The organism is Streptomyces sp. BK79 (genome assembly GCF_044142145.1).
In the GTDB taxonomy this organism is placed as follows: domain Bacteria; phylum Actinomycetota; class Actinomycetes; order Streptomycetales; family Streptomycetaceae; genus Streptomyces.
Window position 1 is genome coordinate 52,612 of the sequence record NZ_JBHVOC010000009.1, and the last position, 12,779, is coordinate 65,390.

Genomic DNA, 12,779 nt, shown 5'->3' on the forward strand with positions numbered 1-12,779 from the left:
GTGGGACTGATCGCGATGACCAATCCTCCCGACGACCGCTCCTTCCGCCGAGAAATGGCCACCGCCTACCGCTCCGGCTGGCACTTCATCGACCTGGTCACCGCGATCCCCCACCCCGGTGACTCCCTGATGGTGACCGTCTTCGGCGAGCCGGTCGTCGTCACGCTGGACGAGGACGGTGACGTGCGGGCGTACCGGTGTCTGCGGCGGCCTCGGGGGGCGCCGCAGCCCGTGCGGTGCGCCATCCGTTACGGAATGATCTTTGTGAACCTGGACCGGAGGGATCACCGGCTCGCGCGGCCGGAGGATTCCGAAGTGAGGACCATCTCGGCCACCCCCCGCAGTGCCTGACGCGATTCCCCCGTCGTAACAGATCGCTCAGGTGCTTCCCCCCGGCAGCGGCGTCACCGTGACCTGAACACGGTGACGCCGCTGTCGTCTGTGGTGATATCTCCAGGTGTCTCCCGATCGTCGGCCTGGCCGGAAAACCCCTCGCGCGGCACGAACGCCCGCGGAGGGGGAACTCGTGCGTCATCCCCCGGAGGGGACCGGTGCCGTTTCTGAGTTGAGTGGAATAGACTCAACTTTGTGTACGTTGGATGAGTCAGCACTGGGAGACATGGCCGGACCGCCGACGGCCGACGCAAGGAGGGAAGCCAGAACGTGGACGCCGAGCTGACCAACCGGAGCCGGGACGCGATCAACGCGGCCAGCAACCGTGCCGTGACCGAGGGGCACGCCGACCTCACCCCCGCCCACCTGCTCCTGGCTCTGCTCCAGGGACAGGACAACGAGAACATCACCGACCTGCTCGCCGCCGTCGAGGCCGACCTCGCGGCCGTGCGCTCCGGCGCCGAGCGCATCCTCGCCGGGCTGCCCAGCGTCACCGGGTCCACGGTGGCACCGCCGCAACCGAGCCGTGAGATGCTCGCCGTGGTCGCCGACGCCCAGGCCCGCGCCAAGGAGCTCGGGGACGAGTACCTCTCCACCGAGCACCTGCTCCTCGGCATCGCCGCGAAGGGCGGCGCGGCCGGTGAGGTACTGGAGGGGCAGGGTGCCAGTGCGAAGAAGCTGCAGGACGCCTTCCGCAAGGCGAGGGGAGGGCGCCGCGTGACCACCGCCGACCCCGAGGGTCAGTACAAGGCGCTGGAGAAGTTCGGCACCGACCTCACCGCGTCCGCCCGGGAGGGCCGGCTCGACCCGGTCATCGGGCGGGACCAGGAGATCCGCCGGGTGGTGCAGGTGCTCAGCCGGCGCACCAAGAACAACCCCGTCCTCATCGGTGAGCCCGGCGTCGGCAAGACCGCCGTCGTCGAAGGGCTCGCCCAGCGGATCGTCAAGGGGGACGTGCCCGAGTCGCTCAAGGGCAAGCGGCTGGTCGCGCTGGACCTCGGGGCGATGGTCGCCGGGGCCAAGTACCGGGGCGAGTTCGAGGAGCGGCTGAAGACCGTCCTCGCCGAGATCAGGGACTCCGACGGGCAGATCATCACCTTCATCGACGAGCTGCACACCGTCGTGGGGGCCGGGGCCGGCGGGGACTCCGCCATGGACGCCGGGAACATGCTCAAGCCCATGCTGGCGCGCGGCGAGCTGCGCATGGTGGGCGCCACGACCCTCGACGAGTACCGGGAGCGGATCGAGAAGGACCCCGCCCTGGAGCGGCGCTTCCAGCAGGTGCTGGTCGCCGAGCCGACCGTCGAGGACTCCATCGCGATCCTGCGCGGGCTCAAGGGGCGGTACGAGGCGCACCACAAGGTGCAGATCGCGGACAGCGCGCTGGTGGCCGCCGCCACCCTCTCCGACCGGTACATCACCTCCCGCTTCCTGCCCGACAAGGCCATCGACCTCGTCGACGAGGCCGCGTCCCGGCTGCGCATGGAGATCGACTCGTCGCCCGTCGAGATCGACGAACTCCAGCGTGCCGTCGACCGGCTGAAGATGGAGGAGCTGGCGATCGGCAAGGAGACCGACGCCGCCTCCCTGGAGCGGCTGGAGCGGCTGCGGCGCGACCTCGCCGACAAGGAGGAGGAGCTGCGCGGCCTCACCGCCCGCTGGGAGAAGGAGAAGCAGTCCCTCAACCGCGTCGGCGAGCTGAAGGAGAAGCTCGACGAGCTGCGCGGCCAGGCCGAGCGGGCGCAGCGCGACGGTGACTTCGACACCGCCTCCAAGCTGCTCTACGGCGAGATCCCGGCCCTGGAGCGGGACCTGGAGGCCGCCTCCGAGGCCGAGGAGGAGGTCGCCCGGGACACCATGGTCAAGGAGGAGGTCGGCGCCGACGACATCGCCGACGTCGTCGCCTCCTGGACCGGCATCCCCGCCGGGCGGCTGCTGGAGGGCGAGACGCAGAAGCTGCTGCGGATGGAGGACGAGCTGGGCAAGCGGCTCATCGGGCAGACCGAGGCCGTGCGGGCCGTGTCCGACGCCGTGCGCCGGAGCAGGGCCGGGATCGCCGACCCCGACCGGCCGACCGGGTCGTTCCTCTTCCTCGGCCCCACCGGTGTCGGCAAGACCGAGCTGGCCAAGGCGCTCGCCGACTTCCTCTTCGACGACGAGCGGGCGATGGTCCGCATCGACATGAGCGAGTACAGCGAGAAGCACAGCGTCGCGCGGCTCGTCGGCGCCCCGCCCGGCTACGTCGGGTACGAGGAGGGCGGCCAGCTCACCGAGGCGGTGCGGCGGCGGCCGTACACCGTCGTGCTGCTGGACGAGGTGGAGAAGGCGCACCCCGAGGTCTTCGACATCCTGCTCCAGGTGCTGGACGACGGGCGGCTGACCGACGGGCAGGGCCGCACGGTCGACTTCCGCAACACGATCCTGGTGCTCACCTCCAACCTGGGCAGCCAGTACCTGGTCGACCCGGTCAGCAGCGAGGCCGAGAAGAAGGAGCAGGTGCTGGAGGTGGTCCGGGCGTCCTTCAAGCCGGAGTTCCTCAACCGGCTCGACGACCTCGTGGTCTTCTCGGCACTCAGCAAGGACGAGCTGAGCCGCATCGCGCGGCTCCAGATCGACGCGCTCGCCCGGCGCCTCGCCGAGCGCCGCCTCACCCTGGAGGTCACCGAGGAGGCCCTGGAGTGGCTGGCCGTCGAGGGCATGGACCCGGCCTACGGCGCCCGGCCGCTGCGCCGCCTGGTCCAGACCGCGATCGGCGACCGGCTCGCCCGGGAGATCCTGTCCGGCGAGATCAAGGACGGCGACACGGTCCGCGTGGACCGCTTCGGCGACGACCTGATCGTGGGCCCGGCGGGCGGCAAGACGCTGTAGCGTCGGCGCGGGCCCGGACAGGTGTGCGCCGGCGCGGGCCCGGGCAGGTGTGCGCCGGCCGGTCGCGGACACTCGTGCGGGGCGTGCGGGAGGCGGTGTCGTGGTGACCGTCCGGGATCTCCGTCCGCCGGACGGCCACCCGACCGGCCGGATCCTGTCAGCCCAGGGCTGACAGGGCCCCGGCGGGCTTGCCACGCCCCTCCCCGCATGGGGGAGGATGGCCAGATCCGTACGAAGGGAAATTCACGGTGACCATCGACCCGTCCTCGATTCCGAACTTCGGGGGCCAGCCCGAGCCGCAGCCCCAAGGACCGGCGGGCCCCGTCGTCCCGGATCAGGATCTTGTGAAGCAGCTCCTCGAACAGATGGAGCTGAAGTATGTCGTCGACGACGAGGGCGACCTCGCGGCGCCGTGGGAGCAGTTCCGTACGTACTTCATGTTCCGCGGCGAGGGTGACCAGCAGGTCTTCTCGGTGCGGACGTTCTACGACCGGCCCCACCAGATCGACGAGAAGCCGCAGCTGCTGGAGTCGATCGACGACTGGAACCGGCGCACGCTGTGGCCCAAGGTGTACTCCCACACCCACGACGACGGCACGGTCCGCCTGATCGGCGAGGCCCAGATGCTGATCGGCATGGGCGTGAGCCTGGAGCACTTCGTCTCCTCGACGGTCAGCTGGGTGCGGGCCGCCATCGAGTTCGACCGGTGGCTCGTGGAGCAGCTCGGCCTGGAGCAGGAGGTCAACGAGTCGGAGAAGCCCGAGGACGAGGACGGCGAGTAGCCCGCTCCGCGTGAGGCGAGCCCGGCCCGGCGGTGACCGCGGGGCCGGGCTCTCGCCGTCTCAGCCCGCCAGTCCCTTGAGCCGCCGTACCGCCTCCTGGAGCACCGGGGTCCGCTTGCAGAAGGCGAAGCGGACGAAGGGGGCGCCCGCCTCCCGGTGGTCGTAGAAGACCGCGTTGGGGACGGCGACGACGCCCGCCCGTTCCGGCAGCGCGCGGCAGAAGGCGAAGCCGTCGCTCTCGCCGAGGGGGCGGATGTCGGTGGTGACGAAGTACGTCCCGGCGGGCCGGTACACGCCGAAGCCCGCCTCCTGGAGGCCCGCCGCCAGCAGGTCCCGCTTGGCCCGCATGTCCTCCCGGTAGTCGGCGAAGTACCCGTCGGGCAGCGCGAGGGCCTCGGCGACGGCGTACTGGAAGGGCCCCGAGGCCACGTACGTCAGGTACTGCTTGGCCGAGCGGACCGCCGTGACCAGGGCGGGCGCGGCGGTGATCCAGCCGACCTTCCAGCCGGTGAACGAGAACGTCTTGCCGGCCGACCCGATGGTCACGGTCCGCTCGCGCATCCCGGGGAAGGACGCGAGCGGGATGTGTTCGGCCTCGTCGAAGACCAGGTGCTCGTAGACCTCGTCGGTCACCACCAGCAGGTCCCGCTCCACCGCCAGCTCGGCGATCGCGGCCAGCTCCTCGCGGGTCAGGACCGTGCCCGTCGGGTTGTGCGGGGTGTTCAGCAGGAGCAGGCGGGTGCGGTCGGTGACCGCGTCGCGCAGCTCGTCGAGGTCGAGGCGGAAGACGGGCCGCCCGTCCGCCTCGTGCGGGCGCAGGGTCACGGGGACGCGCGTGCCGCCCGCCATCGCGACACAGGCCGCGTACGAGTCGTAGTACGGCTCCAGCGCGATCACCTCGTCACCGGGCTCCAGCAGCGCCAGCAGGGACGCGGCGATGGCCTCGGTGGCGCCGGCGGTGACCAGGACCTCGGTGTCCGGGTCGTAGGACAGGCCGTACCGGCGCCGCTGGTGGTCGGCGACGGCGGCGCGTAGCTCGGGGACGCCGGGGCCCGGCGGGTACTGGTTGCCGCGCCCGTCGCGCAGCGCCCGTACGGCGGCCTCCCGGACCTCCTCGGGACCGTCGGTGTCGGGGAAGCCCTGCCCCAGGTTGATCGCCCCGGTCCGCGCGGCCAGGGCGGACATCTCGGCGAAGATCGTCGTCCCGAACTCGGCGAGCCGGCGGTTGAGGAGGGGGCGGGCGCTGGAGCTCATGGAGGTCATGGCGGCCATCCTGCGCAAAAGCTCTGGAGTTCCTCAACTCTGCTTTGGCGCTCGGCGGCGAAGGGCATCTCCCGTTCACGCAACGAGAGCTTCACGTCACGACGCGGACAGCGGGGCACCCACGGGGGGTTGCTTCGGGGGAACTCCCGGGCGCGAGCCCGGGCATCGGAAGGAGGGGTGAGGCCATGATCATCGGCATCGTCTCGATCGTGTTCGTCGTCCTGCTGGTCGCCGCGCTGGTGGCCGGCGTGCGCAGCGGTTCGTCCGCCGGCCGGACGCGGCGGGGCCGCGGCTCGCGCTCGTCCGGCGACGGGTACGGCGGGGGCAACGGCAGTTGGTGGGCCGGGGACAGCGGTTCGTCCTCGGACGGCGGCCGTTCGGGCCACTCCTGCGGCGGCGGCTCGTCCTGCGGAGGCGGGTCGTCGTCCTGCGGGGGAGGAGGGGGCGGCGGATGCGGTGGCGGAGGCAGCTGACACGGGGCAGCTGAGCTTCGCCCAGGGGGAACCGCATCCCGCGCGGGGTCCGCTCCTGGGACCGGACCCCGCGCCTCCCACGAGCGCCCACCGGGTGACACACCCGGTGGGCGCTCCCACGCACCGGCGCACGCCGTGCGGGCGGGGTGTGCGCCGTGGTTGAACAGTTGAGCTGGGGAGCCCCCTGAGGGATGGAAACCCCACGAAGTTGGGTAAAAACGCTGTGGCGTCACCGCACTTCGTGATTCTCTCTTCATCATCAACGCAGCTCCTCGGACGACCTGTTGACCCCCCTCCTGACCGGCCGACTGGGCTGAGCGGGCCGCATACCCGGCAGTGTCCGGGACGCGCAGACCCCACACCTTCCTCTCCTTGTGTGCTTGCGGAGCCGATCCATGCTCACGACCCTGAACACCGCCTACACCGACACGCGTGCCGCCGACCTGGCCTGGGCCCTGGGACGCGAGCCGCTGCCCGCGCTGGCCAGCCTCGATCTCGAACTGGAGGGCGCGAAGATGCAGTTGAGACTCCTGGGCGCCTCACATCAAGTGCTGCTGGAGGAGGAGCACGGCAGCTGTTCGGAGACGGTGGCGTGCATCCCCGGCAGCAGCACGCCCCTGCCGCTGGGGGTCGCCAAGCGGGTGGGGGACTGGGAGTACGAGTTCGCCGCCCGGGTGGAGGTGCTGACGCCGGGCTCCTTCGCCGGCCGCGCGCAGGAACTGCTGGCCCTGGTGGCCGACCATCCGCACGGACTGGCGGGTGTCTTCCCCGGCAGTCCGCACGCCTTCACCGCGCTGCTGGCCCACCGGCACGAGGGGCAGGTGCACTGGCGGACCTGGCACGCCTATCCCCAGGACGGCCAACTGGTCGCGACCCGGACCCGCGTGGGGGTGCGGGTGCCGGCCTCACGGCTCAGCCCGTCCGCCGCGGTGTGAGCGGGCGGGAACGGGCGGGAAGGGGCGGGAGCGGGATAAACCTGTGGGCTCCAACGGCGCGACAGTTTCACACGTGTGGGTGACGAAGCGCAGTGCTGGAGTGACGTAACGTCACCCCGTGATCGAACCGCACGCGCCCGCCCCGCCCGGCTCTCCGCCGTCCTGGGGCGGCCCCGGCGGCTCCCCGGGCGGCTCCGGCAGCCCCTCCGGGTCCGGCAGTCCTTCCGGGGCCGGTGGACCGCCGGGGCCCGGTGGTCCGGCGCGGCTGCCGGTCCGGCCGGACGTCGGGCGGTTCCTGGTGCTGGCGGGGGTGTTCGTCTGCGCGGCCTGCGGGCTCGTGTACGAGCTGGAACTCGTCGCCCTCGCCTCGTACCTGATCGGCGACTCGGTCACCCAGGCGTCCGTCGTCCTGTCCGTCATGGTCTTCGCCATGGGCATCGGCTCGCTCGCCGCCAAGCGGCTGCGCCGGTTCGCGGCGGCCGGCTTCGGCGCGGTCGAGGCCGTCCTCGCCCTGGTCGGCGGCTCCAGCGCGATGGTCCTGTACGCCGTCTTCGCCTGGACCGGCGGCTGGGGCGGCCTGTGGGCGGACGGCCCGCGCTTCCTCCTGGTCGCCTTCTCGCTCGCCATCGGCATGCTGATCGGCGCCGAGGTGCCGCTGCTGATGGAGCTGATCCAGCGGATCCGCCGCCAGGACGCGGGCGGTGCCGTCGCCGACCTGTTCGCCGCGGACTACGTCGGCGCGCTCGTCGGCGGCCTCGCCTTCCCCTTCGTCCTGCTGCCCTTCCTCGGCCAGCTCACCGGCGCGCTGCTCACCGGCACCGTCAACGTGCTCGTCGGCGCCGCCCTGGTCCTCGGCCTGTTCCGGCGGGACATGACCCGCCGCGCCCGCCGGCTGCTGCTGGCCGCCAACGCCGTCGTACTCGCCCTCCTCACCACGGCCGCCCTGCTCGCCGACGACTTCGAACGCGCCGCCCGGCACGCCGTGTACGGCCAGGACGTCCGCGTGGCCGTCCGGACCGACGTGCAGGAGGTGGTCCTCACCGGTGACGCCGACGGCCGGCCCCTCGGCCTGTTCCTGGACGGCCGGCTGCGGGTCGGCGGCGGTGACGAGCGGCGGTACCACGAGGCCCTGGTGCACCCGGCGATGAGCGGCCCGCACGCCCGCGTGCTGATCCTCGGCGGCGGCGACGGCCTCACCGCGCGGGAGGTGCTGCGCCACCCGGGGGTGCGCCGCGTCGACGTCGTCGGACTCGACGCCGAACTCGTCCGGCTGGCCCGGCACGACCCCGGCCTGTCCGCGCTGAACGAGCACGCCTACGGCGATCCGCGCCTGCACGTCGGCACGGCCGACGCCTTCCGCCGGCTGCGCGCGACGCCCACCGCGACGTACGACGTGGTGATCTCGGACCTGCCGGACCCGGGCCTGACGGCCAGTACCAAGCTGTACTCGCAGGAGTTCTACGGCCTGCTGCGGCGCGTGCTCGCCCCCGGCGGACGGGTGGCCGTGCACGCCGGCCCGGTCGCCGCGCGCCCCCGGGACTTCTGGACGGTGGACGCGACGCTCCGCGCGGCCGGCCTGCGCACCGCCCCCTACCGCGTCGACGCCCGGCACACCGGCCGGGAGCCCGGCCCCGAACGCACGGCCGCCACACCCTCCGCGCCCGGCGACTGGGGCTTCCTTCTGGCCGCCCGTACGCCGCCCGCCCCGCGCCTCGACCCGTCGGCCCCCTGGCCGCGCACCCTGACCCCCCGCACCCTGTCCGAGGCCGCCCGCGCCGCCTCCCGCACCCGCGTCCCCGGCCTGCCGGCGTCGACCCTGGTGCATCCGCGGTACTGAGCCGGCCGCGGCGTACGGGGCGGGTGCCGCCGGGGTCGGGAGCGCGGGAAGGAGGGCGTGGGCGGCGGGTGACTTCGTGCCGACGGGGGGTGCACCGGGCGTCCGCTGGGTAGGCTGCGCTGACATGGAGCATGAGGTGTTCGTTCCGGTTCCGGCCGAGCGGCTCAGGGACGTGCTGGCCGACCCCGTCCGGGTCGCCCGGGCGGTTCCGGGGCTCCAGCAGGACGCGGGTGCCGAGCCCGTCGCGGGCCGGCTGAAGGTCCGCGTCGGCAGCCACTCCATCACCTACCGGGGCTCTCTGCGCCTGTCCGCGCGGGAGGACGGTGCGTACGCCGTCGAGGGCGACGCCACCGAGTCGCGCGGCACCGGCACGGTCACGCTGGCGCTCACCCTGCGCGTGCGGGACGCCGAGGAGGGCTCCACCCTGGTGATCGACGGAACGGCCACGGCGTCCGGGCGGGTCACGGAGCTGCCCGCGGACGCGGTGACGTCGGCGGCGACCCGGTTGCTGACCCGGTTCGCGGAGAACCTGGGCACGGCGGCGGAGCGGGAGTCCGAGCCGGAGCGGCCCGAGGCGCGGGCGGAGCCGCGGCACACGTCCGTCTTCGACACCGAGATCCCCCCGTCGGCCCTCGCGGACACGGATGCGGAGACGGACACGGACGCGGTTCCGGGCAAGGACACGGACCCGGGCAAGGGCAAGGACACGCCCCCGGGCAAGGACAAGCACCCGGGCGACGACGAGCCCGCCCACCTCGAAGCCCCCGCCGCGCCGGACGTCCCCGAGCCCCCCGCCGAGGCCGCGCACGCGCGCCGCACGATGATCGGACGCAGCGCCGAGGAGGTGGACCACGCCCCGCCGCGCGGCCGGTACGCACCCGTGCCCGCGCCCCAGTCCGGCGGGACCGGCGCCCCCCTGCGCTGGGCGGCCCCGGCGGCGGCGCTGGTCGTGGCGTCGGCGATCGTCGTGGGCCGCGCGCTGCGCAGACGCCACTGAACCCGCCACCCGCCCTTGATCGCCCCAGTAGGGTCGTGGCGTGAGTAACGAACCCATCACGCTGACCGCGGGTGACGCGGAGGCGACGGTGCTGCCGGGCAACGGCGGCCGGCTCGGCGGACTGCGCGTCGGCGGCACGGAACTGCTCCGGCAGGGCGACCGCTACGGCTGCTTCCCGATGGTCCCCTGGTGCGGCCGCATGCGCGAGGGCCGTTTCCGGGACGGCGCCGTCGTCCACCGGATGCCGCTGAACTCCCCGCCGCACGCCATCCACGGCACCGCCCGCGACGCCGCCTGGCGCACCGCCCGCGTCACCGCCGACGAGGCCGTCCTCACGTACGACCTCACCGACCCCTGGCCCTACCCCGGCCGCGTCACCCAGGTCTTCGCCCTCGCCGAGGACGCGCTGACGCTGACGATGTCCGTGGAGACGTACGAGTCGTCCTTCCCGGTGCAGGTGGGCTGGCATCCCTGGTTCAACCGCACCCTGGAGGGCGCGGACGGCCCGGGTGTGGCGATCTCCTTCGACCCCGCCTGGCAGGAGGAGCGCGGCGACGACCACCTGCCCACCGGCAACCGGATCGACCCGAAGCCGGGCCCCTGGGACGACTGCTTCGGCATGCCGGACGGTGTCGACGTCACCCTCACCTGGCCGGGCCGGCTGGAGCTGAAGGTGACCAGCCGGGAGCAGTGGGTCGTCGTGTACGACGAGCAGGACGCCGCCGTCTGCGTGGAGCCGCAGACCGGGCCGCCCGACGGCCTGAACACCCTCCCGCGCCTGGTCACGCCCCTGGAGCCGCTGGAGGCCACGACGACCTGGAGCTGGACCCGGCTCTAAGCTGGGGGCATGACGGACGTACGCGCGGCGCTGCTGCAGCAGATCAAGGACAAGGCCGTGGTGCACGGCAAGGTGACCCTCTCCTCGGGGCTCGAGGCCGACTACTACGTCGACCTGCGCCGCATCACCCTGGACGGCGAGGCCGCGCCGCTGGTCGGTCAGGTGCTGCTGGACCTGACGGCCGACCTGGAGTTCGACGCGGTGGGCGGCCTGACCATGGGCGCCGACCCCGTCGCCGCGAGCATGCTGCACGCCGCCGCCGCGCGGGGCCGGAAGCTGGACGCCTTCGTCGTCCGCAAGGCCGCCAAGGCGCACGGCCTCCAGCGCCGCGTCGAGGGCCCGGACATCAAGGGCCGCCGCGTCCTGGTCGTCGAGGACACCTCCACCACCGGCGGCTCCCCGCTCACCGCCGTCGAGGCCGTGCGCGAGGCGGGCGCCGAGGTCGTGGCCGTCGCGACGATCGTCGACCGGGCGACGGGCGCCGCCGAGAAGATCGAGCAGGGCGCGGGGGTGCCGTACCTGTACGCGTACGACAAGGACGAGCTGGGCCTGGACTGACGCCGGCCCCGGGGGGCGGTCCGGCCGGGGGGCGGACGTCCACTCGGAGTATCCCGGTTCGTCTGGAAGGATGGGGCCGACGATGACGTCGCCCCCCATGGTCTAGGTCAGGGCCTAAGCACGTATCACGCCCACCCGCACATACAAGGAGCGGACAGATGCCCATCGCAACTCCCGAGGTCTACAACGAGATGCTGGACCGGGCGAAGGCAGGAAAGTTCGCCTACCCGGCCATCAACGTGACCTCCTCCCAGACGCTGCACGCGGCCCTGCGCGGTTTCGCGGAGGCGGAGAGCGACGGCATCGTCCAGATCTCCACCGGCGGCGCCGAGTTCCTGGGCGGCCAGCACAACAAGGACATGGTGACCGGCGCCGTCGCCCTCGCCGAGTTCGCGCACATCGTGGCCGAGAAGTACGACGTCACCGTCGCCCTGCACACGGACCACTGCCCCAAGGACAAGCTCGACGGGTACGTCCGTCCGCTGCTGGCGGTCTCCGAGGAGCGCGTCAAGGCCGGCCGCAACCCGCTGTTCCAGTCGCACATGTGGGACGGCTCCGCCGAGACCCTGGCCGACAACCTCTCCATCGCCACCGAGCTGCTGGAGCGCGCCCGCGCCGCGAAGATCATCCTCGAGGTCGAGATCACCCCGACCGGCGGCGAGGAGGACGGCGTCTCCCACGAGATCAACGACTCCCTCTACACGACGGTCGACGACGCGATCCGCACCGTCGAGGCCCTGGGCCTGGGCGAGAAGGGCCGCTACCTGCTCGCCGCGTCCTTCGGCAACGTGCACGGCGTGTACAAGCCGGGCAACGTCGTGCTCCGCCCCGAGCTGCTCAAGGAGCTGAACGAGGGCATCGCCGCGAAGTACGGGCAGCCGGCCGGCAGCAAGCCGTTCGACTTCGTCTTCCACGGCGGTTCCGGTTCCTCCGCGGAGGAGATCGCGACCGCGCTGGAGAACGGCGTGGTCAAGATGAACATCGACACCGACACCCAGTACGCCTTCACGCGTCCGGTCGCCGACCACATGTTCAGCAACTACGACGGCGTCCTGAAGGTCGACGGCGAGGTCGGCAACAAGAAGACCTACGACCCGCGCACCTGGGGCAAGCTGGCCGAGGCCGGCATGGCCGCCCGGGTCGTCGAGGCCTGCGGCCACCTGCGCTCGGCGGGCCAGAAGATCAAGTAACGGCGCCCTCGCGACGCAACTGCCGGACGCCCGGTCGTACCCCCCTGGTACGGCCGGGCGTCCGCGTGTCCGGGGATACTGGTCCCCATGGCCATTCACGAGAACCTCCTCGGGGGACCGCCCCCGACCCACCTCCCCGACGACCCCGGCCCGCGCGAGCTGCTGGCCGGCGGCACCTCGCCCGCCGACGTCGCCGCGAAGTACCCGACGTCCTCGCTGGCCTGGGCCCAGCTGGCCGACGAGGCGTTCGAGCGGGGCAGCGTCGTGGAGTCGTACGCGTACGCCCGTACCGGCTACCACCGCGGCCTGGACGCCCTGCGCCGCAGCGGCTGGAAGGGCCACGGCCCGGTGCCCTGGGAGCACGAGCCGAACCGCGGCTTCCTGCGCGCCCTGCACGCCCTCGCCCGCGCCGCCCAGGCGATCGGCGAGAAGGAGGAGTACGAGCGCTGCAGCCAGTTCCTGAAGGACTCCTCGCCTGCCGCCGCGGACGTGCTGGGCTGAGCAGGGCCTTCGGCGCCCGGGAGCGTTCCGCAGGGCCCGCGACGGGCGGGCCTTGCGGTTTCCTGGCACGATTGCGGAGGATGCCGGTGGGGACCGGGGCCCCGTGCCGGTAACGGCAGGGCGGACCGCTACCCGGAGTGCCAT

At 72.8% G+C, this 12,779-nt stretch carries 12 protein-coding genes; 11 read left to right on the forward strand and 1 reads right to left on the reverse strand.

The annotated features are described in order from the left end of the window. The first annotated feature begins 15 nt into the window (after nt 1-15). From ACFIF2_RS13195 to ACFIF2_RS13205, 3 genes are all read left to right on the forward strand, one after another. Entirely contained in the window at nt 16-351 is a 336-nt protein-coding gene (locus ACFIF2_RS13195; RefSeq protein ID WP_395572792.1) for a hypothetical protein, read from the forward strand. 312 nt (nt 352-663) lie between these two features. After that, complete coding sequence (clpB, locus tag ACFIF2_RS13200; RefSeq protein WP_395572793.1) at nt 664-3,261, forward strand: ATP-dependent chaperone ClpB; 2,598 nt, start codon at nt 664-666, stop codon at nt 3,259-3,261. Nucleotides 3,262-3,509: 248 nt separating this feature from the next. After that, complete coding sequence (locus tag ACFIF2_RS13205) at nt 3,510-4,043, forward strand: YbjN domain-containing protein (RefSeq protein WP_395572794.1); 534 nt, start codon at nt 3,510-3,512, stop codon at nt 4,041-4,043. Nucleotides 4,044-4,103: 60 nt separating this feature from the next. Here ACFIF2_RS13205 and ACFIF2_RS13210 read toward each other — a convergent pair whose 3' ends face one another. Next, the gene (locus ACFIF2_RS13210; RefSeq protein WP_395572795.1) at nt 4,104-5,306 is read right to left on the reverse strand and encodes a pyridoxal phosphate-dependent aminotransferase; all 1,203 of its coding nucleotides are present in this window, start codon (nt 5,304-5,306) and stop codon (nt 4,104-4,106) included. A 185-nt stretch (nt 5,307-5,491) separates the two neighbouring features. Between ACFIF2_RS13210 and ACFIF2_RS13215 the strand changes: the two genes are divergently transcribed. From ACFIF2_RS13215 to ACFIF2_RS13250, 8 genes are all read left to right on the forward strand, one after another. Then, complete coding sequence (locus ACFIF2_RS13215; protein WP_395572796.1) at nt 5,492-5,779, forward strand: hypothetical protein; 288 nt, start codon at nt 5,492-5,494, stop codon at nt 5,777-5,779. A gap of 395 nt (nt 5,780-6,174) precedes the next feature. Continuing rightward, the gene (locus ACFIF2_RS13220) at nt 6,175-6,714 is read left to right on the forward strand and encodes a DUF2617 family protein (protein WP_395572797.1); all 540 of its coding nucleotides are present in this window, start codon (nt 6,175-6,177) and stop codon (nt 6,712-6,714) included. Nucleotides 6,715-6,832: 118 nt separating this feature from the next. Beyond that, nucleotides 6,833-8,551 carry a polyamine aminopropyltransferase gene (locus ACFIF2_RS13225; protein WP_395572798.1) on the forward strand — a complete coding sequence of 573 codons (1,719 nt, stop codon included), beginning with the start codon at nt 6,833-6,835 and terminating at the stop codon, nt 8,549-8,551. A gap of 124 nt (nt 8,552-8,675) precedes the next feature. After that, the gene (locus tag ACFIF2_RS13230; protein WP_395572799.1) at nt 8,676-9,548 is read left to right on the forward strand and encodes an SRPBCC domain-containing protein; all 873 of its coding nucleotides are present in this window, start codon (nt 8,676-8,678) and stop codon (nt 9,546-9,548) included. Between the two features lie 40 nt (nt 9,549-9,588). Further along, nucleotides 9,589-10,386: an aldose 1-epimerase gene (locus tag ACFIF2_RS13235; RefSeq protein WP_395572800.1), complete on the forward strand. Its 798-nt coding sequence runs from the start codon at nt 9,589-9,591 to the stop codon at nt 10,384-10,386. A 9-nt stretch (nt 10,387-10,395) separates the two neighbouring features. After that, nucleotides 10,396-10,944, forward strand: coding sequence for an orotate phosphoribosyltransferase (pyrE, locus tag ACFIF2_RS13240; protein WP_395572801.1), 549 nt, complete (start codon nt 10,396-10,398; stop codon nt 10,942-10,944). A 158-nt stretch (nt 10,945-11,102) separates the two neighbouring features. Beyond that, nucleotides 11,103-12,134 carry a class II fructose-bisphosphate aldolase gene (gene fbaA / locus ACFIF2_RS13245; protein WP_395572802.1) on the forward strand — a complete coding sequence of 344 codons (1,032 nt, stop codon included), beginning with the start codon at nt 11,103-11,105 and terminating at the stop codon, nt 12,132-12,134. A gap of 87 nt (nt 12,135-12,221) precedes the next feature. After that, nucleotides 12,222-12,635 carry a DUF3151 domain-containing protein gene (locus ACFIF2_RS13250; RefSeq protein ID WP_395572803.1) on the forward strand — a complete coding sequence of 138 codons (414 nt, stop codon included), beginning with the start codon at nt 12,222-12,224 and terminating at the stop codon, nt 12,633-12,635. The last annotated feature ends 144 nt before the right edge of the window (nt 12,636-12,779 follow it).

Excerpts from the sequence above, each read along its gene's own strand:
- ACFIF2_RS13195 (WP_395572792.1), top strand. The coding sequence starts at position 16 with ATGACCAATCCTCCCGACGACCGCTCCTTCCGCCGAGAAATGGCCACC.
- ACFIF2_RS13250 (WP_395572803.1), top strand. The coding sequence starts at position 12,222 with ATGGCCATTCACGAGAACCTCCTCGGGGGACCGCCCCCGACCCACCTC.
- ACFIF2_RS13230 (WP_395572799.1), top strand. The coding sequence starts at position 8,676 with ATGGAGCATGAGGTGTTCGTTCCGGTTCCGGCCGAGCGGCTCAGGGAC.
- fbaA (WP_395572802.1), top strand. The coding sequence starts at position 11,103 with ATGCCCATCGCAACTCCCGAGGTCTACAACGAGATGCTGGACCGGGCG.
- ACFIF2_RS13210 (WP_395572795.1), bottom strand. The coding sequence starts at position 5,306 with ATGACCTCCATGAGCTCCAGCGCCCGCCCCCTCCTCAACCGCCGGCTC.
- ACFIF2_RS13220 (WP_395572797.1), top strand. The coding sequence starts at position 6,175 with ATGCTCACGACCCTGAACACCGCCTACACCGACACGCGTGCCGCCGAC.
- pyrE (WP_395572801.1), top strand. The coding sequence starts at position 10,396 with ATGACGGACGTACGCGCGGCGCTGCTGCAGCAGATCAAGGACAAGGCC.
- ACFIF2_RS13215 (WP_395572796.1), top strand. The coding sequence starts at position 5,492 with ATGATCATCGGCATCGTCTCGATCGTGTTCGTCGTCCTGCTGGTCGCC.